This is a genomic window from Mycobacterium conspicuum, from assembly GCF_010730195.1.
Classification (GTDB): domain Bacteria; phylum Actinomycetota; class Actinomycetes; order Mycobacteriales; family Mycobacteriaceae; genus Mycobacterium; species Mycobacterium conspicuum.
Genome location: NZ_AP022613.1, coordinates 3,036,379 through 3,053,313 on the forward strand (window position 1 = coordinate 3,036,379; position 16,935 = coordinate 3,053,313).

At 66.8% G+C, this 16,935-nt stretch carries 19 protein-coding genes and 1 pseudogene; 9 read left to right on the forward strand and 11 right to left on the reverse strand.

Going from position 1 to position 16,935, the window contains the following annotated elements:
• Positions 1-11 precede the first annotated feature (11 nt).
• The 4 genes from G6N66_RS14175 to G6N66_RS14190 are packed head-to-tail and all read left to right on the forward strand — an operon-like array spanning position 12 to position 2,208.
• Positions 12-572 carry a mammalian cell entry protein gene (locus tag G6N66_RS14175; RefSeq protein WP_085236659.1) on the forward strand — a complete coding sequence of 187 codons (561 nt, stop codon included), beginning with the start codon at positions 12-14 and terminating at the stop codon, positions 570-572.
• Positions 569-1,162 carry a hypothetical protein gene (locus G6N66_RS14180; protein WP_232079302.1) on the forward strand — a complete coding sequence of 198 codons (594 nt, stop codon included), beginning with the start codon at positions 569-571 and terminating at the stop codon, positions 1,160-1,162. Before G6N66_RS14175 ends, G6N66_RS14180 begins: the two co-directional genes overlap by 4 nt.
• A 4-nt stretch (positions 1,163-1,166) precedes the next feature.
• Entirely contained in the window at positions 1,167-1,583 is a 417-nt protein-coding gene (locus tag G6N66_RS14185; protein WP_085236614.1) for a DUF732 domain-containing protein, read from the forward strand.
• A gap of 16 nt (positions 1,584-1,599) precedes the next feature.
• Positions 1,600-2,208: a CAP domain-containing protein gene (locus G6N66_RS14190; RefSeq protein WP_139825555.1), complete on the forward strand. Its 609-nt coding sequence runs from the start codon at positions 1,600-1,602 to the stop codon at positions 2,206-2,208.
• Between the two features lie 159 nt (positions 2,209-2,367).
• On the opposite strand, the gene G6N66_RS14195 is transcribed toward G6N66_RS14190, so the two are convergent.
• The 4 genes from G6N66_RS14195 to G6N66_RS14210 form a co-directional block, all read right to left on the reverse strand.
• Complete coding sequence (locus G6N66_RS14195; protein WP_085236611.1) at positions 2,368-3,315, reverse strand: NAD(P)H-dependent flavin oxidoreductase; 948 nt, start codon at positions 3,313-3,315, stop codon at positions 2,368-2,370.
• Positions 3,312-3,695: an NYN domain-containing protein gene (locus G6N66_RS14200; RefSeq protein ID WP_085236609.1), complete on the reverse strand. Its 384-nt coding sequence runs from the start codon at positions 3,693-3,695 to the stop codon at positions 3,312-3,314. The genes G6N66_RS14195 and G6N66_RS14200 overlap by 4 nt, the downstream gene beginning before the upstream one ends.
• A 144-nt stretch (positions 3,696-3,839) precedes the next feature.
• A complete protein-coding gene (locus G6N66_RS14205; RefSeq protein WP_085236607.1) occupies positions 3,840-4,661 on the reverse strand; it encodes an alpha/beta fold hydrolase in 822 nt (273 codons plus the stop codon).
• Between the two features lie 12 nt (positions 4,662-4,673).
• Positions 4,674-5,696 (reverse strand): cation diffusion facilitator family transporter, encoded by a 1,023-nt coding sequence (locus tag G6N66_RS14210; protein ID WP_085236606.1) that lies wholly within the window; start codon positions 5,694-5,696, stop codon positions 4,674-4,676.
• A 61-nt stretch (positions 5,697-5,757) separates the two neighbouring features.
• Here G6N66_RS14210 and G6N66_RS14215 point away from each other — a divergent pair, with 61 nt between their 5' ends.
• Positions 5,758-6,660 carry an NAD-dependent epimerase/dehydratase family protein gene (locus G6N66_RS14215; protein WP_085236655.1) on the forward strand — a complete coding sequence of 301 codons (903 nt, stop codon included), beginning with the start codon at positions 5,758-5,760 and terminating at the stop codon, positions 6,658-6,660.
• 10 nt (positions 6,661-6,670) lie between these two features.
• On the opposite strand, the gene G6N66_RS14220 is transcribed toward G6N66_RS14215, so the two are convergent.
• The 4 genes from G6N66_RS14220 to G6N66_RS14235 all read right to left on the reverse strand — a co-directional run bounded on the left by G6N66_RS14220 (position 6,671) and on the right by G6N66_RS14235 (position 11,299).
• The gene (locus tag G6N66_RS14220) at positions 6,671-8,323 is read right to left on the reverse strand and encodes a PE family protein (protein ID WP_085236604.1); all 1,653 of its coding nucleotides are present in this window, start codon (positions 8,321-8,323) and stop codon (positions 6,671-6,673) included.
• Positions 8,324-8,591: 268 nt separating this feature from the next.
• Positions 8,592-9,410 carry a glycoside hydrolase family 16 protein gene (locus G6N66_RS14225; RefSeq protein ID WP_085236602.1) on the reverse strand — a complete coding sequence of 273 codons (819 nt, stop codon included), beginning with the start codon at positions 9,408-9,410 and terminating at the stop codon, positions 8,592-8,594.
• A 22-nt stretch (positions 9,411-9,432) separates the two neighbouring features.
• Entirely contained in the window at positions 9,433-9,864 is a 432-nt protein-coding gene (locus tag G6N66_RS14230; RefSeq protein ID WP_139825554.1) for a tautomerase family protein, read from the reverse strand.
• 127 nt (positions 9,865-9,991) lie between these two features.
• Complete coding sequence (locus G6N66_RS14235) at positions 9,992-11,299, reverse strand: hydroxyacid-oxoacid transhydrogenase (protein WP_085236600.1); 1,308 nt, start codon at positions 11,297-11,299, stop codon at positions 9,992-9,994.
• A gap of 133 nt (positions 11,300-11,432) precedes the next feature.
• Here G6N66_RS14235 and G6N66_RS14240 point away from each other — a divergent pair, with 133 nt between their 5' ends.
• Entirely contained in the window at positions 11,433-11,576 is a 144-nt protein-coding gene (locus G6N66_RS14240) for a hypothetical protein (protein ID WP_163645844.1), read from the forward strand.
• Positions 11,577-11,634: 58 nt separating this feature from the next.
• On the opposite strand, the gene G6N66_RS14245 is transcribed toward G6N66_RS14240, so the two are convergent.
• From G6N66_RS14245 to G6N66_RS14255, 3 genes are all read right to left on the reverse strand, one after another.
• Positions 11,635-11,889, reverse strand: a complete 255-nt coding sequence (locus tag G6N66_RS14245) for a hypothetical protein (protein ID WP_085236598.1) — start codon at positions 11,887-11,889, stop codon at positions 11,635-11,637.
• Positions 11,890-12,004: 115 nt separating this feature from the next.
• Positions 12,005-13,462 (reverse strand): amino acid permease, encoded by a 1,458-nt coding sequence (locus G6N66_RS14250; protein WP_085236596.1) that lies wholly within the window; start codon positions 13,460-13,462, stop codon positions 12,005-12,007.
• A gap of 45 nt (positions 13,463-13,507) precedes the next feature.
• Positions 13,508-14,275, reverse strand: a complete 768-nt coding sequence (locus G6N66_RS14255; protein ID WP_085236652.1) for a sulfite exporter TauE/SafE family protein — start codon at positions 14,273-14,275, stop codon at positions 13,508-13,510.
• Positions 14,276-14,388: 113 nt separating this feature from the next.
• On the opposite strand from G6N66_RS14255, the gene G6N66_RS14260 reads away from it, so the two are divergent.
• The 3 genes and pseudogenes from G6N66_RS14260 (at position 14,389) to G6N66_RS14270 (ending at position 16,923) form a co-directional block, all read left to right on the forward strand.
• A complete protein-coding gene (locus G6N66_RS14260; protein WP_085236594.1) occupies positions 14,389-14,601 on the forward strand; it encodes a hypothetical protein in 213 nt (70 codons plus the stop codon).
• A gap of 86 nt (positions 14,602-14,687) precedes the next feature.
• Positions 14,688-16,048 (forward strand): annotated as a pseudogene (locus tag G6N66_RS14265) (HNH endonuclease signature motif containing protein).
• Positions 16,049-16,071: 23 nt separating this feature from the next.
• Positions 16,072-16,923, forward strand: coding sequence for a class I SAM-dependent methyltransferase (locus G6N66_RS14270; RefSeq protein ID WP_085231019.1), 852 nt, complete (start codon positions 16,072-16,074; stop codon positions 16,921-16,923).
• Positions 16,924-16,935 lie beyond the last annotated feature (12 nt).

Sequence of the window (16,935 nt, forward strand, 5' to 3'; positions counted from 1 at the left end):
ATGGAGGCGGGATGTCAGTGCAAACCGATTGCGACGCAGCTGGCGCAGAGGATGCTCAGCAAGTCCAGACAACGGAACCGGAAAAGCCAACACCAGGACCGCGGGCAGCGATAGTTGCCGGCGTTGCTGTCGCCACTTCTTTGGCTATGTTGTTGTCCTGGCAGGGCTTTCGTGTCCATCAGGCACAGCGCGCGCAGGCCGAGAGCAGCCATTACCTACAGGCGGCCAGGCAGGGCGCACTGAACCTGACGACCATCGACTGGCAACACGCGGACGCCGATGTGCGCCGCATTCTGGACGGGGCCACGGGCGAGTTCTACGACGACTTCGCCAAGCGGTCACAACCGTTCATCGACGTGGTCAAGCAGGCCAAGTCGACCACCGTCGGCACGATCACCGAGGCGGGGCTCGAGTCCGAGACCCCCGGCGCGGCACAGGCATTGGTGGCAGTCTCCGTGCGCACCTCCACCTCGGGGGAAGCCGACCCGGTTCCGCGGGCGTGGCGGATGCGGATCAGCGTTCAGAAGGTCGGCGATCAGGTCAAGGTGTCCAACGTCGGATTCGTGCCATGAGCATCGTCGAGCTGCCGCGCCGGTGGAAGCGCCGCGAAACCGATTCGCTGGAAAGGTCCTGCACGACAACGCAAACCGCCGCCGATGAGTCAAAGAACCGACGTCGCAGCCGCTGGTCGCGGCTGGTCGCCTACAAGCTGCTGCCGGCGCTGGCGCTATTGCTGGCATGCGGCGCTGGCTTGTTGAAATGGCAGGACACTGCTATCCGCGACACCGCGGTTGCCCGCGCGGAATCCGTCCACGCCGCCACCGACGCCACCGTCGCGCTGCTGTCCTACCGGCCCGAGACTGTACGGAAGGATCTCGAGGCGGCCCGAGGAAGGTTGACCGGAAAGTTTTTGAATGCCTACACACAGCTGACTCGCGATGTGGTGATTCCCGGAGCGCAGCAAAAACAGATCTCTGCCGTGGCCACCGTGCCCGCGGCGGCATCGTTATCGGCCTCGGCCGACCATGCCGTCGTCCTGCTGTTCGTGAACCAGACCATCGTCGTCGCCCAGGACGCGCCGACAAACACTGCATCCAACGTTCGGGTCACCCTCGATAAGGTCGACGGGCATTGGTTGATCTCGGAATTCGATCCGGTTTGATCCCATGCGGCGGCCGACATTCCATGACACAGCTGACACGCCACTGCTGGCCGCGGTTTTCGTGTTTGCATTGACGGTGGGCCTCGCGACGGCGGCGGCGCCGACGGCGTCCGCCGAGGTGGTGGCCTATCTGGTCAACGTGATGGTGCGGCCCGGCTACAACTTCGCCAACGCGGAAGCCGCCCTGGACTATGGACATGGCATCTGCGACAAGGTATTTCGGGGCCGCAGCTATACGCAGGTCATGGGCGACGTCAAGGCCGACTTCAACACCGTCGACGAATTCCAGGCGTCCTATCTGATCAGCCAGGCCGTCAACGAACTCTGCCCCGCACTGATCTGGCAGCTGCGCAACTCGGCGGCCCACTACCGGCCACCGGCACCCCCCGGGCGGATGACCGGGCCGATGGAAGGAAACTGACATGCACCATGCACCGATGGCCGCCCTGTCTGCCTGGTCCGCCCTGACCGTGGCCGCCGGGTTGGGCGCGCCGCCTGCACGGGCGGATAACACGCGGCTCAACAACGGCGTGGTCGCCAATGTCTACACCGTCCAGCACCAAGCCGGCTGCGTCAACGACGTCAAGATCAATCCACAATTGCGGCTCGCCGCCCAATGGCACACCCTCGACCTGCTGAACAACCGAAACCTCGACGCCGACATCGGATCTGACGGATCCACCCCGCAAGACCGCGCACATGCCGCCGGCTTCCACGGCAACGTCGCCGAAACCGTGGCGATCAACCCCGCGGTTGCAATCAGCGGCATCGAGTTGATCAACCAGTGGTACAACAATCCAACGACCTTCGCGATCATGTCCAACTGCGCCAACACGCAAATCGGCGTGTGGTCGGAAAACAGCCCGGATCGCACCGTCGTGGTGGCCGTGTACGGTCAGCCCGAGCGACCTAGCCCGGCGCCGGAAAACATTCCGATTGGCCCCAGCCCCGACTACGACGCCAGCGACGAAATCGAATACGGCGTCAACTGGCTCCCCTGGATTTTGCGCGGGGTGTATCCACCGCCGGCCATCCCCCCGCAATAGCCGCGGCCGTGCGTGTTTGTCCGTCGACACGCCGTCACACCCGTACAACTGCGCACGCTCGACCGGCGGCCGCGCCGCCGTGTTCCTGGCATATCACGAATTACACTCTCGGACTTAGGTTTACGTGATGCCGCAACGCTCTCGCCGTTGAAGAATTGGTTACCGAGCCGGCCCCAGCCGATCCGCCGTCGCGGCCAACACCTCTCGACACCCAGCCCACATCTGCTTGATGATGTCCGCCGCCGGCGGAAGGTCTTCGATCCGTCCGGCGACCTGACCGGTATTCGCGACGCTGGCGTCCATGTCGCCGTCGAAGTAGAGCCGCTGAACACGCTGCAGCGCGGCACCGCCTGCCTCGAAAGAGGCTTGGGCGTCCAGCTTTTCGGCGGCGGCCGTCCTGATCACCCGCATCATTCGCTTGCCGTCGAGGGGGAGGAGCACGGTGCCGGTCTCGTCCGCACGCACGACGGCTTCCTTCAGATTGCCATGCACCGGCGAGTCCGACGACGCGAGCAACCGCGTGCCCATCTGCACGCCCTCGGCGCCGAGGACGAACGCCGCGGCCATCGACCGGGCGTCGCAGATCCCGCCGGCCGCCACGATCGGCACGTCGACATGGGCCGCCACCAACGGAAGCAGCACCATGGTCGAGGCCCCGAACCGATTCTTGAACCCGCCGCCTTCGACACCCTCCACGACAAGGCCGTCCACGCCGGCGTCGACCGCCTTCTTGGCCGCGGCCAGGGTCCCCACCACATGGAACACGGTGATGCCGGCGTCGTGCAGGCGCGCGGTAAACAGCGCCGGGTCGCCCGCCGAAGTGGTGACGAAGCGAATCCCGTTGGCAACGAGGAGATCCACCATGCCGGGGTCGCGGTTGAACAGCAGCGCGATGTTGGCTCCGACCGAGCCGTCGGTAAGGTCGCGGACCCGGCGAAGGTCGGCACGGCCCTCATCGGAGGTGGTCTCGATGATGCCCAGCGCGCCGGCGTTGGACACCGCGGCGGCCAACTGCGCCCCGGCGATGTACGTCATCGGCGCCTGAACGATCGGGATGTCAATCTGGGCGAGCGCGCAGAGCCGGTTGGACGGTGTGGTCGCGTTCATTTCACCTCACGGGGGTCGACGAGTTCACGAAAGCGATCGGCAGGGTAGACGGATGCACCCAGGTTTCGGACCCGCTCGGCCAACCCCTTGTCGGATGTCACGACGCGGATTTCGTGCGAGCGGTCGTCGGCGTGGACCAGCCGAACGATTTCGTCGTCGGCCGAATTGGCTGCCGCCCTGGGGGCATGCGTTACCTCGATCCGCGTTGTCCGGATGGCCTGCGAGGGCGGGCGCTCGAACACCACCGTCACCTGGTCGCCCTCCGCCGCAGCCCACCGGTCGAGCTTTTCGACCAACGCGATCATCGCAGCGCGACGATCTTTCCACCAACCGTCCGGGCGCGTTCCGATGACGTTCATGCCGTCGACGATCCAGCGCACACCTCACCGTACGGCGGGAAAAGATCAGCCCGGGCCGAGGCTGCGCTTGGGGGGCAACTGCGAGGCTCGGACCGGGCTGATCGGCATGGGAAATTGTCGTTCGAACGATTCTATGCGACCCATGGTGGTGGTCGATGCACTTCTTCACAGGTGGGTCAGGAGCCGCTCGGCGAACATTTCTGGATGCTCGCGATGCATGAAATGCCCGCCCGGGACTTCCTCGACGATGTACTCGTTCTCGAACATCCGGGCGGCGCCCCGGTAGTCCGAGGGCTCCGCGACCGGATCATCGAGGCCGGCGAAGACCACCGTCGGGACCGTGATCCGCGCGCGCAATGACGCGCTGGGTATGGGGGAGAGCTTTCGGTAGTACCCGAACGCCGCGTCCAAGCTGGCCGGGTCGGAAAACGTCGCACGCACCGCGTCGAACTCCGCGGGATCGGGATTCCACGTCGGCGACCAGCGTCGACAAATGGCGGGCAGCGCGGCGAAGTCGTTGCGCGCAAAGCGTTTCGCCGCACCCGGCAGCTTGTAGACCGCGAAGTGGCGCACGCCCCACAGCTTCGCGGGCGTCGGTTTGAGTGCCGCCGGGTGCGGAATGGCAAGAACGAGAAGCTTTTTCACGAGATCCGGTCCGAGCGCGGCCGCACCGTACGCGGCGCCGGCACCGAAGTCATGTCCGATGACGATCGCCTGACTGGCGCCGAGCGCTTCGATCAACGCGAGCGCGTCGCGCGCCAAGGTCTCCTGATCGGTGTCGCGCGCCGGGATGCCGCTGGGGGAGTAGCCGCGCATAAACGGGCTCACCGCCCGATACCCCTTGGCGGCGATGGCCGGGCGCAGCTCGTCCCACGTGTGTGCGGTGTCCGGAAAGCCATGCAGCAGCAGCACCAGGGGCCCGGTGCCCTCCTCGAGATAGGCGAATCTCAGCCCGTTGGCATCGACGAAGTTGATCGCACCGGCCATGGCCTGTGGACTTTACGCCGAACCCCCCGTCGCGGCGAGGTCGTGCTCCGCGGGATAGGCATGAATCAGTGCCGTCGTGAGTTTGGGAACGACATGCGTGAGTTCGTGCTCGGCGGTATGGGCGATGCGGTGCGCCTGCACCAGGTTCAGTGCGGGATCGACGTCGAGTTCGGCGTCGGCATGCAGCCGGTGCCCGATCCAGCGCATCCGGACACTGCGCACCGCTTGCACTCCCGGTTGGGCGGCCAAGGCCTGTTCGGCGGCGTCGACCATCGTCGGGTCCACTCCGTCGAGGAGCCGCCGAAACACGTCGCGCACCGCGGTGCGCAGCACGGCCAGGATCGCCGCCGTGATGACCAGGCCGATGATCGGGTCGGCGAGCGGGAACCCAAGTGCGACACCGCCGGCGGCCAACACCACGGCCAGCGAGGTGAGCCCGTCGGTGCGGGCATGCACTCCGTCGGCGATCAGGGCGGCCGAGCCGATGCGCCGCCCAACCCTGATCCGGTAGACCGCGACCCACTCGTTGCCGACGAACCCGATCAACCCGGCCAGCGCGACCCAGCCGACGTGTGCCACCGGTTCCGGATTGGTCAGCCGCATGATCGCTTCGTATCCCGCCACGATCGCCGAGAGCGCGATCATCGCGATGACGAACAACCCGGCCAGATCCTCGGCTCGACCCAGCCCGTAGGTGTATCGCCGCGTGGCGGCCTTGGTGCCCAGCGCGAAAGCGATCCACAACGGCACCGCGGTCAGGGCGTCGGAGAAGTTGTGGATGGTGTCGGCGGCCAAGGCCACCGACCCGGTGGCCACCACCACCGCGATCTGGGCGATCGAGGTCAATCCGAGGACCAGCAGGCTGATCTTGACCGCACGGATCCCGGCGGCGCTGGATTCCAGAGCATCGTCGACACGGTCGGCCGCGTCGTGGGAATGGGGAGTCACGATCTCTTTGATCGCCCCGCGCAGGCCGTGCGAATGCGCACGAGGGCCGCCCTGCTGGACGGGGGTCCGACAACTATCTGCATGCATACGCAGATAATAAGTCATGGGGTCGCCGAATCGCCAACGCGAGGTCGCCTACCATCAGCGCATGCGCGGCTCCAAGATCCTCATCACCGGTCCGACCGGCCAAGTTGCCACCCCGATCGCTAAGGCCCTCGCTGCCGAGAACGAGGTCTGGGGCATCGCCCGTTTCACCAACCCCGCGGTCCGCGAGGATCTTGAGAAGGCCGGGGTGCGGTGCCAGACCGTGAATTTGGCCGCGGGGGACTTCACCGAGATCCCATCCGACTTCGACTACGTGCTCAACCTGGCGGTCGCCAAGAGCGGTAGCTGGGACAAGGACCTCGGGGCCAATGCGGAGTCGGTGGGTCTGCTCATGGCGCACTGCCGCGGCGTTCAGGGTTTTCTGCACTGCTCGTCGGGGGCCGTGTATGACCCGCCGGGCGACGAACCCCGCACCGAAAGCGCCGCCTTGGGCGACAACCACAAGCCGTTGTTCCCCACGTACTCCATTTCCAAGATCGCCGGCGAGGTCGTGGCGCGGACGATGGCGCGCGCCCTGGGCGTGCCCACGACCATCGCGCGCCTCAACGTCCCGTACGGCGACAATGGTGGCTGGCCGTTCTACCACATGGAGATGATCCTGGCCGGCATCCCGATCCCGGTGCCACCGGGCGGGCCGGCGAACTACAGCCCGATCCACGAGGACGACATCATCGCGACGCTCCCCAAACTGCTTGAGGTGGCGTCGATCCCGGCGACCACACTCAACTGGTGTGGCCACCAGACCGTCAGCCTGCAGCAGTGGTGCGACTACCTCGGCTCGCTGGTGGGCAAGCAGCCCGTCTTTGAGGAGAGCGATCAGGCGTTGCGCGGCAATCCCACCGATGCCAGCCGGATGCACGAGCTCGTCGGCCAGACGACGGTCGACTGGCACGACGGGCTGCGCCGGATGGCGGCCAAGTTTCACCCGGAGCTGGTCAGCTCCTAAGCAGCAGCGGTTAGGGCGATCCGTCCGTTCCGCGGGTACCGATGAGGCCGGGCGCGCCACCGGTGCCGCCAGTGCCGCCGTTGACGCCGTTTCCGCCGTTGCCGCCGAAGCCAATGATCGACGGGGTGGAGCTGCCGCTCATGGTCACCGTGGCGTTGCCGCCATTGCCGCCGTCGGCGGCATTCGTGCCGCCGCCGGCGGTGCCACCGTCACCGGCTTGGCCGATGCCGGCGAGGACATCGCCGCCGGCGCCGCCGTTGCCACCGGTGCCGCCGGTGCCCGTTGCGGCACCCCCGTGCCCGCCGGCACCGCCGATGGCGGCGCCGAACGTGGCGCCCTCACCGCCCGCGCCGCCATCGCCGCCGAAGCCCCCGACGCCATTGGCGTGACCGCCCGCGCCGCCGGCCCCGCCGCCGGCGATGCCCGAGAGAGTGGTGCCCAAACCGGCGTTGCCGCCGTCGCCGCCGAATCCGAACGCGCCGTCGGCGGCACCGCCGACGCCGCCGTTGCCGCCTTGGGCGGTTCCGGCCCCGATCAGGGCGACGCTGGCGGCATCGCCGCCGACGCCGCCGTTGCCCCCGGTGCCGGCGGCGCCGTCGGCGGCACCACCGGCACCGCCGGAGCCACCATTAACCAGGTCGAATCCGAGGAACGCGCGGCCGGCAGCGATGCCACCGTCTCCGCCGTTGCCGCCGGTGCCTATGCCGCTCTCGGCGCCACCGGCGCCGCCGTTGCCGCCTTGGGCGAGGCCGAGTCCGGCGAGGAAGCCGCCACTGCCGCTGCCGCCGTTACCGCCATTACCCCCGGTGCCATCGATGCCAATGTCGGCGCCCCCGGCGCCGCCGGCGCCGCCAAAGCCGCCTACCAGACCGATTGCATTGCCGCCGTGACCGCCGTTGCCGCCGGTGCCGCTGATGAGCGGGCCGCCGGCCTGGCCGCCGGCGCCGCCGGCACCGCCGGCGCCCAAGATGTAGCTACCCGTGCCGCCCGCACCACCGGTGCCACCGGTCCCGATGGTGGCGGCTCCGCCAACCCCACCGTTGCCTCCGTGGCCCCACAGGAGCCCGGCGTTGCCGCCGGCCCCACCGGTGCCGCCGGTCCCCACGGTGGTGGCGCCACCGCTGCCGCCGTTACCACCCTTTCCGTAAAGGAAGCCGCCCGACCCGCCGGCACCGCCGGCCGCGCCGGGGTTGGTGCTGTTGCCGCCATTGCCGCCGACGCCAAAGATCCAGCCGCCGTTCCCGCCGTTCGTCCCGACCCCGTTTACCGTCGTCCCGTTCGCTCCGTTACCGATCACGGGGCGACCGGTCAGCAACTCAACCGGCGAAAACAACGTCAGCCGCTGGGCGACGTCCACCAGCGCCTGTAGCGGCCCGACGTTGGCCGCCTCCGCGGCCACATACGCACTCGTCGATCCCTGGAGGGCCTGCACGAACTGCGAGTGAAACGTCGCTGCCTGCGCACTCAGCCCCTGGAAGTGCAGGCCGTGGCTGGAAAACAGCGCAGCGATGGCCGCTGACACCTCATCGGCGGCCGCCGGCGCGATCCCGATCGTCGTGGGCAGCGTCGCCGACGTGGAGTCCGTTATCGCCTCCCCGATCCCGTTCAGGTCTGCTGCCGCCGCGGCCAGGGCTTCGGGTGCTGCAATCAGAAAAGACGACAATTCGCGCTCCGATCATCTCCGGGGTTAAGACGAACAAGAACATTCAAGATAGCGACCGAAACTGTGTTTAAGCCCTAACTGCGCTGTAAATTTCGGCATCGATTTGCGGTTCTCTCTTCGACGAACCCCAGACTGTCGGCGCGCAACCCGTGGTCAAGACCATCGAGGCCGATACGCTGGTCTACTTCTTTCGCGGTTTGCTAACCATGTTGGGCTGTCACGCCCGCTAATGGCGTTGAATTCATTTAAATAGACCCGCGTGAATTCGCTACCAGACGCGAACGTAGTCGACAAGCATCTGCGCCGGATAGCTGCCGGGTCCGGGGTCACCGCCGCCGGAACCGGCGACCGCGAGATTGAGGACCGGATACATGGCGTAGCCGGGATTGTTGAACGGCCAGTCCGGCAGTGAGTTCGCGGCAACGCTGAAGTAGGGCTGAGCGCCGTCGGAGTAGTCCTGCCAGAACCGGATTCCGGCCTCGTCCCATTGGCATCGCCACGTGTGCCATCCGCTGTCGACCGCGATGTTGTGGGTCTTCCATTCCGAACCGTTCGACTTCGCATGGACTGTGGTGGCCGACGGCCAGCTCCCGTTGCCGTACCACTCGAGGATGTCGATTTCGCCACCGGGATCGTCGTTGCCCAGCCACCAGGCGGGCCAGGCGCCGGCGGTCAGGCAGTCGAGTTTGATTCGGGCTTCCCAGTTGTGGCCGACGCCCCCGCGCCAGTTGCTGGTCAACCTGCCGCTGTAGAAGGTAGGACCATCCTTGGCGGCGCGGATGACAAGGTTGGACTTGCCATCCAGAAAGACGTTTTGGCGGTCGTCGCGGTATTGCCCGACATGCTCGGGCAGCTCCCAATACGTCGGATCTTTCATCGGCTCGCGGGCGCGGGCCACGTGCCACTTCCCGCCGTCGGGCGCCGAGCCGGCCGGGCCGTCGAACTCGTCCTGGAAAATGTAGGCAACTTGGCCCGACGGTGCTGCGGGTCGAGGCGGGCTGGCGCCCGCCTCGGGGACGGCGATCGCGGCTGCCACCGCCCCGACACCCGTCATCAACATCATGCTGCGACGATCGACCTCTGGCATTAGCAAGCGACAATAGCAGCCCCTACTCGTCGGCGATGAGCCCCTGCACCTGCTGGGAGTAGATGACTTTGCCGCCGCCCGCCCAATTGCCTTCCGGTATCTCGTGAATCAACGTCCAGACGTGGTAGGCGCGTGCGCCCGACGGGTCGATGCCCGCCGCCGCGCAGATGGCCGCGTGCACTTCGGCGACGAGGTGTTCCTTGCGCTCTTTGTTGAGCGCTCCTTCGAATACCGTCATGTCGGCCCGGAATCGCGGTTGCCCGGGTTGGCGGCCGCCGGCCAGCTGCTCGGCGGGATCCAGCGCGTGCAGGTAGACCAACGTGTTGTCGCGCATGAATGCGGTGTCGGGGACGCGTTCGGCGCGCAGCAGTGCCGTCACCAGTTGGTCGGTCAGCGTGCCGAGGGCCGCGTCGGATAACGAGCCACGCACGAACGTCAAATCGATCATCGGCATTGGGGGATCACAGCTTTCTCAATCCTCGGAACACGTTGAGGCTCCTCTGCCTGCGGCTAGCCGATCGGCTACCCTGCGACCATAGCCGACGGTGATTCGTTCATCAATGCTTTTGGCCTGGCCGGGGTTACCAGTAGCGCATGGCTTGCCGAAATAGTTCTGCCAGAACGGGTTTCGTCATCTCGCGGGGCGCGTTTTGCAAGAGCCGCTGTTGCGGGTGTGCCCCCTGCGTCAGCGCCGTCACGTCGTCGTCGGTGTAGCCCACAGCGCTGAGGCCGTTCGGCATGCCGACCGCGCGCATGATGCGGATGAGTTCGTCGCCGAGCACCTCGCCGGCGTCTTCGGCCATGGCGCCTTGCGTGTCGGCGCCGAGCAGCCGCGCACCCTCCAGATGCCGCTCGGGACTCGCCTCCGCCGTGAATCGAAACACCGAGGGCGCGTTGACGATAACGGCCATCCCGTGCGGCACCAGCGGTTCGTCGGGCGGGTAGCCGGACGGGCGGAATTCTCGGACCAACCCGGCCACCGCGTAGGCCATGCCGTGGGGGGCGTGCACGCCCGCGTTGCCGAAGGCGATGCCGGCAAGCGTTGCGGCCCACATCATTTGCTCGCGGGCCTCGGTGTCGGCGGCGTCGTTGACCGCGCGCTCCAAGTACGTGCCCAACAGGCGCAGCGCTTCTCGACAGCCCAGATCACTCCACGGGTTGGCACCCTGACTCATGGGCCGCAGGCTCGGGCGTTCGGGAGCCGAGCGGAACACGTACGGCTTGGCGGTGTAGGACTCCAACGCGTGTGACAGCACGTCGAGGCCCGCCGAGGCCACGACCTCCGGCGGCAGGCTCACGGTGCAGTCGGGGTCGACGAGCGCCTCTGTGGGGCGCAGTGCGGGCGAGGCGATGCCCGTCTTCGCCTTGAGTGACAACAGGTCGAAGATCGTGATCCCGGTGACCTCGCTGCCGGTTCCCGCCGTCGTCGGGCATGCGATGTGCGGCCTGAGCGGGCCCGGGACGGGTTTGCCTTCGCCGATGGGCTTGTTGACGTAGGCGAGGAAATCGGCGGGATGGGTGGCATACAGGTTGGCGGCCTTGCAGGTGTCGATGACCGAACCGCCGCCCAGCGACACGTAGCCGTCGGGGTTCGCGTCTTGCGCGAAGCGGGCCGCATCCCGGAAGGACGCAGCGGTGGGTTCGACGTGGGCATCGGTGTAGGTGATCACGTCCAGTCCCGCCGCGACCAGCGCACCGTGCGTGGTGGCGAACACAGGTAGCCGCGACACGGTGGCATCGGAGAACAGCGCGACCCGTCGCAGCCCGAGCGCGCGGGCCCGATCGCCCACCTCGGTCAGGCAGCCGCGCCCGAAGGTGACGCGGGACGCATCGACGGTGAAGGCACCGTCGCAGCCCTCGGCCGGGATGGGAAATTCGCAGCACGCCATCGCGTCCTCCTGAGCCGGTCGCAGGGCAATCTATCGCACTCGCCTCATGGCCGTCTGACCAGCCAGCAGGCGTGGCACATGGTGGGTGTGACGCGCTGATCGGAATCAACGACGATCCGAGCGAAATCTGTCCATGTGGGAGCTGTCCCGCGACACGGCAAGCACGGCAGCGAGATTGGGCGTCGCGGATGGCACCACCGGCAGCGGAATTGCCCAAACAGCCGATGAGTTCTCGCAGATCTTCGACGGGCGCCTGGTCTACACCGGCGCGACGTAGAGATGAAATAGTTCCGAACCCGGGCGGGTTCGGAACTATTCGGCTTCTCAGCGACGGGTCATGATCCGCTGCGATAGCGGGTCAGCAGCGCGATCGACGCGATCGCCGCGACGGTACCGACCACGCCCCACAGCACAAACTGGAACACCAGCGAGCCCAGGAACAAGCCGAACGTGGCCGCGATGTAGAGCAGCCAGATCAGCCGGAAGAAGCTCCAGGCCGCGAGCAGCCCGGTGCTGATCCCGATCATCAGGCTGCGTTGACGATCGATGCGGTTGACGTGTTCTTGGATGCTGGTGGGCAGGAGTTGCATGTGAGGTTTCCTTTCGGTGATGCGCGGCCCCAATGGCTTTGCAATTACCGGAAGTACAGACCGTCGCGGGGGCTACCGATCCCAACAAACTCCGTGCGCGCGGTCGCCTGTCACGTCACGCTGGCGTGACGCTCGACGGGTCGTCGACGGGTTGGTTCATCGCCGCCTGGAATTGCCGGTACCGCTCTGCGCGGCCCGGACGGCCGCGCGCGACCAGCCACCCAGCACCAAGGGCGACGAACCACAGCGGGAACCAGGCGAGCGCGATCGCGGTTTCGTGGTCGGTCAGCAGCGTCCAGATGACGAACACGAAGAAGCCGAGGACGAGCCAACAGCTCGCGATTCCACCGGGCATCTTGTACCTGGAGCCGGCGCGACGGTCCGCGTGGCGGCGTGCGTAGACGAAGTAGCTGAGGATGATCATCGTCCAGACGAACAGGAACAGCAGCGACGCGACGGTCGTGACCAAGGTGAAAACGTCGATCACTGAACCGCCGGCGTACAGCAGCGGAACCGAAGTCAGCAACAGCGGCGCCGTGGCGAGCAGCGCCGGTGCCGGCACAGCGCCGCGGTTGAGCCGACGGAAGATTGATGGCGCGCTGCCCTCGTCGGCGAGCCCGAAAAGCATGCGCCCGGTGGAAAACAGGCCCGAGTTGGCCGAGGACGCGGCGGAGGTGATGACGACGAAGTTGACCATCGCCGCCGCAGCGCCAAATCCGGCCAGGGAGAACATCATTACGAAGGGTGACTCGCCGCTGGAAAACCGCCGCCACGGGATGACGACGAGGATCGCCAGCAGCGCGGCGATGTAGAAGATCGCGACGCGCACCGGGACGGCATTGATGGCGCGGGGGAGGGTGCGGCGCGGGTTGGCGGTCTCGGCCGCGGCGGTGCCGACGAGCTCGACGCCGACGAACGCGAAGAACGCGATCTGGAAGCCACTGACCACGCCCATGAATCCGGTAGCGAAGAATCCGCCGTCGTTCCAAAGGTTTTCGATCGTCGCGCGGTCACCGTGCGGGGAAACGAAGTGAGTGGCCACCAGGATCGCACCGACGACGATGAGGCAGAAGATCGCGGCGAGTTTGATCAAGGCGAACCAGAACTCGATCTCTCCGAAGTTGGCGACCCTGAACAGGTTGAACAGCAGAACCAAACCGACCGTGACCACGGCCGGCAGCCATGCCGGCACGTCGGGCCACCAGAACTTCGAGTAGCCGGTGATCGCGATGATTTCGGCGACACCGGTGACCACCCAGGCAAACCAGTAGGACCACCCGACGAAGAACCCCGCGGCCGGTCCCAACAGGTCGGCCGCGAAGTCGACGAACGACTTGTAGTTGAGGTTGGACAGCAGCAGCTCGCCCATCGCGCGCAGCACGAAGAACACGAAAAAGCCGATGATTCCGTACACCACCAGCACGGCCGGGCCGGCATGGGAGATCGTTCGCCCCGAGCCCATGAACAAACCGGTGCCGATCGCACCTCCGATGGCGATCAGCTGGATCTGGCGATTGGATAGGCCGCGGCGGAGATGGGACGAATCGTCGGGGGCGGCGACCTCGTTCAGCATGGCGATGACAATAGGGGGCGACGGCCTGCGCCGCTTGCTGATCGGTCAAACTGTGAGCAGGCGATACAGCCCGATCAGACCGACCACCACGATCGTCGCGCGCAGGGCGTTCGGAGACAGCCGGCGCCCGTAGCGAGCACCCACAAATCCTCCGACCAGCGAACCCGCCGCGATCAGGCCGGCCGCCGGCCAGCTGATCCGGTCAAACGCGACCAACGTATAGCCCACTGCGGCAACCAGATTCACCAGCAGCGCCAGCAAGTTCTTGGCCGCGTTCATGCGTTGCACGGACTCGGGCAGGAGCGCCCCCATCACGCCGACCAGCAGGATGCCCTGCGCGGCGGTGAAGTACCCGCCGTAGACCCCGACGGCAAACGTGCCGACCACCAGCGCGGTCATCCGCGCCGGCGTGATGTGCTCGGCGGAGCGGCCCGCCTCCTCGGCGCGCCGCCGCGCCCACGCCTGGATCCGAGGCCCGAGCACGACGAGGGCCAAAGCCAGCACCAACAACACGGGAACCACCTGCGCGAACACCTTCTCGGGAAGATGCAGAAGCAGGAAAGCGCCCAATGCGGCCCCCGTCAGTGACGCCGGGATCTGCCAGCGCAACCGATCCCATTGGCCGGATAGCTCGGCACGATAACCCCAGGTGCCCGACGCGCTGCCGGCCACCAGCCCGACCGCGTTCGACATGGTGGACGTGACCGGCGCGAAGCCGAGCGCGACCAGCGTCGGGAAGGTGATCAGGGTTCCGGATCCGACGAGCGCGTTGATCGCGCCGGCGGCCAGGCTGGCCAAGACGATCAGGACGATGTGGGAGACCGGCACTGGGCAACCGTAGTCGGGCCAGGTGTTGGCTCGCTTTGTTGGCTAGGTGTGTCTGCCCTGTGACCTCACCGCGACGACGACACGAGACGCTCGTCGACATGGCGCCGATCGTGGTTATCTGTGTAGCGCTGACGGCGCTGTGCATCGGCTACCACTTGGGGCGCCGCGCGGGCTCGATGCCTGTCCCCTGGAAGAAGCGAACATCGCGGGTGGCGCTGGCGCGGGCCGCGCTGAATCTGGTCCTGTTGGTAAGTGCTCGCCGCGTCCAACGGAACTATCTGATCCGGGCGCTGAAATTTGTCGAGCGCTAAGCTGCCAGCGTAATCCCTTGCGCCACTTTGGTTTCTGTAGCCACAATCGGGCGATTCTTGTCGGTGGTCCTTCGTAGATTCGGGGCATGGGTTGCAGCAGCCGCGAGGAGATCGTCGAGGTGCTCGACGCGCTCGATGGTGTGCTGGACCGGTTGTGCGCGTTGAGTTTCGACGCACTGACCACCCCGGAACGGCTGCGGATCCTGCAACGCCTCGAACGCGGCATGCGCCGCCAACGCACACCCCAGCACGCGCTGATCAACCAACTCGACGCCCAAGCCCGCCCCGAAGAGCTCGGCGGCACACTGTGCGGCGCGCTGGCCGACCGGCTGCGCATCACCAAACCCGAAGCCAGCCGCCGCATCGCCGAAGCCGAAGACCTCGGGCCACGGCGCGCGCTGACCGGAGAACCGTTGGCGCCGCTGCTCACCCACACCGCCGCCGCCCAACACGACGGCCTCATCGGCGACGCCCACGTGCGCGTCATCCGCGACTTCTTCGCCCACCTACCCGCCGTCGTCGATGTGGCACCCGCGCCGCCGTCGAACTCGTCCTGGCCGACAAGGCCACCGAGTACCGCCCCGACCAACTCCGCGAACAAGCCCGCCAACTCATGGACTGGCTACACCCCGACGGCGACTATTCCGACGAGGAACGCGCCCGCAAACGCGGCATCATCCTGGGCAAGCCCGACTACGACAAAATGTCACGCATCAGCGGGCTGATCACCCCCGAGCTGCGCGCCTTCCTCGAGCCCGTGCTCGCCAAACTCGCCGCCCCCGGCACCTGCAACCCCGACGACGACACCCCCGTCGTCCACGAGCAACCTGACGAGGACGCGGTACGCCGCGATCACCGCTCCAGCGCCCAACGCAACCACGACGCCCTACTGGCCGGCCTGCGCGCCCTGATCGCCTCCGGCGAACTCGGCCAGCACAACGGGCTGCCGGTATCAATCATCGTGACCACCACCCTCAAAGAGCTCGAAGCCGGCGCGGGCAAGGCCCGCACCGGCGGCGGCGCCCTGCTGCCCATGTCCGATGTGATCCGCCTGGCCAGCCACGCCCACCACTACCTAGCCATCTTCGATGGCACCAAGCCCTTAGCACTGCATCACGGGAAACGCTTCGCCTCCCCCGCGCAGCGGATCATGCTGTGCGCCAAAGACCGCGGCTGCACCCGCCCCGGCTGCGACGCGCCGGCCTACCACAGCCAAGCCCACCACGTCAGCGGCTGGACCACCACCCACCGCACCGACATCGAAGACCTCACCCTAGCCTGCGGACCCGACAACCGACTCGCCGAGAAAGGCTGGACCACCCGCAAAAACGCTCACGGCGACACCGAATGGATCCCACCCCCACACCTCGACTACGGCCAACCCCGCACCAACACCTACCACCACCCCGAAAAACTCCTAAACCCCGACGACGACGAACCCGATTGACGCTGGGTGCTATAACGCAACGTATGGCAAGCACTGGACACATCAGCCACGTTTCCGACACGGCGCGATGGACGGCGAGGTATCGCGCCACCGAAACAGCACGTCCGGATGCGTTGTTCAGGGACCCGCTCGCCGAGCGCCTCGCCGGTGAACGAGGTCGGGCCATCGCCGCCAGGGCCCCGCGCACGAACCGCGATGGTTGGTGGCTCGTCGCGCGCACCAAGATCATCGACGACGCCATCGCGCGCTCGATCGCCGAAGGCTGCGATCGGGTGTTGAACCTAGCCGCCGGGCTGGACACGCGGCCGTACCGGATGGACCTGGCGCCCAATTTCACCTGGGTTGAGGCCGATCTGCCGGAGCTGCTCAAGGAGAAAACCGAGCTGCTGGCCGACCAGACGCCGCGCTGCAAACTGACCCGCACGGCCGTCGACCTGGCCGATGCACGTGCGCGCGACGACTTCCTCAACGAGGCACTCGCAGGTGCCACGAAAGCGCTGGTGCTCACCGAAGGCCTGTCGATGTATCTGGAAGCCGGTGACATCGCCGCGCTTTCGCAGGCGTTCACCCGACCGGAGATCAACTGGTGGATGGTCGACTTCGCCTTTCCGAGCCTGAAGAAGACGATCAATAGGGACATGGCCGACCTGGGACAAAACGCCCCCTTCAAATTCGCGCCCGAGAACGGGTTGGCCTACTTCGAAGACCTTGGTTGGCGCGTCGTGCAGGCCGAATCGCAGTTGGTGTCGGCCTACCGGTTGCATCGCCTCCCGTGGTTCATGCACCCGCTTGCCTGGCTGCCGCATCCGGATCTGCGGAATCCGGGTCGCGCGCGGTCGGCAGCGACTGCTCTGCTCACTCGACAAGCCGGCTGATCGCCGCCCTGC

Bases quoted from the DNA above. Each gene is read 5' to 3' on its own strand.
- G6N66_RS14260 (WP_085236594.1), top strand. From the start codon at position 14,389: ATGGCGCCGATCGTGGTTATCTGTGTAGCGCTGACGGCGCTGTGCATC.
- G6N66_RS14215 (WP_085236655.1), top strand. From the start codon at position 5,758: ATGCGCGGCTCCAAGATCCTCATCACCGGTCCGACCGGCCAAGTTGCC.
- G6N66_RS14190 (WP_139825555.1), top strand. From the start codon at position 1,600: ATGGCCGCCCTGTCTGCCTGGTCCGCCCTGACCGTGGCCGCCGGGTTG.
- G6N66_RS14245 (WP_085236598.1), bottom strand. From the start codon at position 11,889: ATGCAACTCCTGCCCACCAGCATCCAAGAACACGTCAACCGCATCGAT.
- G6N66_RS14175 (WP_085236659.1), top strand. From the start codon at position 12: ATGTCAGTGCAAACCGATTGCGACGCAGCTGGCGCAGAGGATGCTCAG.
- G6N66_RS14185 (WP_085236614.1), top strand. From the start codon at position 1,167: ATGCGGCGGCCGACATTCCATGACACAGCTGACACGCCACTGCTGGCC.
- G6N66_RS14225 (WP_085236602.1), bottom strand. From the start codon at position 9,410: ATGCCAGAGGTCGATCGTCGCAGCATGATGTTGATGACGGGTGTCGGG.
- G6N66_RS14230 (WP_139825554.1), bottom strand. From the start codon at position 9,864: ATGCCGATGATCGATTTGACGTTCGTGCGTGGCTCGTTATCCGACGCG.
- G6N66_RS14240 (WP_163645844.1), top strand. From the start codon at position 11,433: ATGTGGGAGCTGTCCCGCGACACGGCAAGCACGGCAGCGAGATTGGGC.
- G6N66_RS14180 (WP_232079302.1), top strand. From the start codon at position 569: ATGAGCATCGTCGAGCTGCCGCGCCGGTGGAAGCGCCGCGAAACCGAT.
- G6N66_RS14210 (WP_085236606.1), bottom strand. From the start codon at position 5,696: ATGCATGCAGATAGTTGTCGGACCCCCGTCCAGCAGGGCGGCCCTCGT.
- G6N66_RS14235 (WP_085236600.1), bottom strand. From the start codon at position 11,299: ATGGCGTGCTGCGAATTTCCCATCCCGGCCGAGGGCTGCGACGGTGCC.
- G6N66_RS14250 (WP_085236596.1), bottom strand. From the start codon at position 13,462: ATGCTGAACGAGGTCGCCGCCCCCGACGATTCGTCCCATCTCCGCCGC.
- G6N66_RS14205 (WP_085236607.1), bottom strand. From the start codon at position 4,661: ATGGCCGGTGCGATCAACTTCGTCGATGCCAACGGGCTGAGATTCGCC.
- G6N66_RS14270 (WP_085231019.1), top strand. From the start codon at position 16,072: ATGGCAAGCACTGGACACATCAGCCACGTTTCCGACACGGCGCGATGG.
- G6N66_RS14195 (WP_085236611.1), bottom strand. From the start codon at position 3,315: ATGAACGCGACCACACCGTCCAACCGGCTCTGCGCGCTCGCCCAGATT.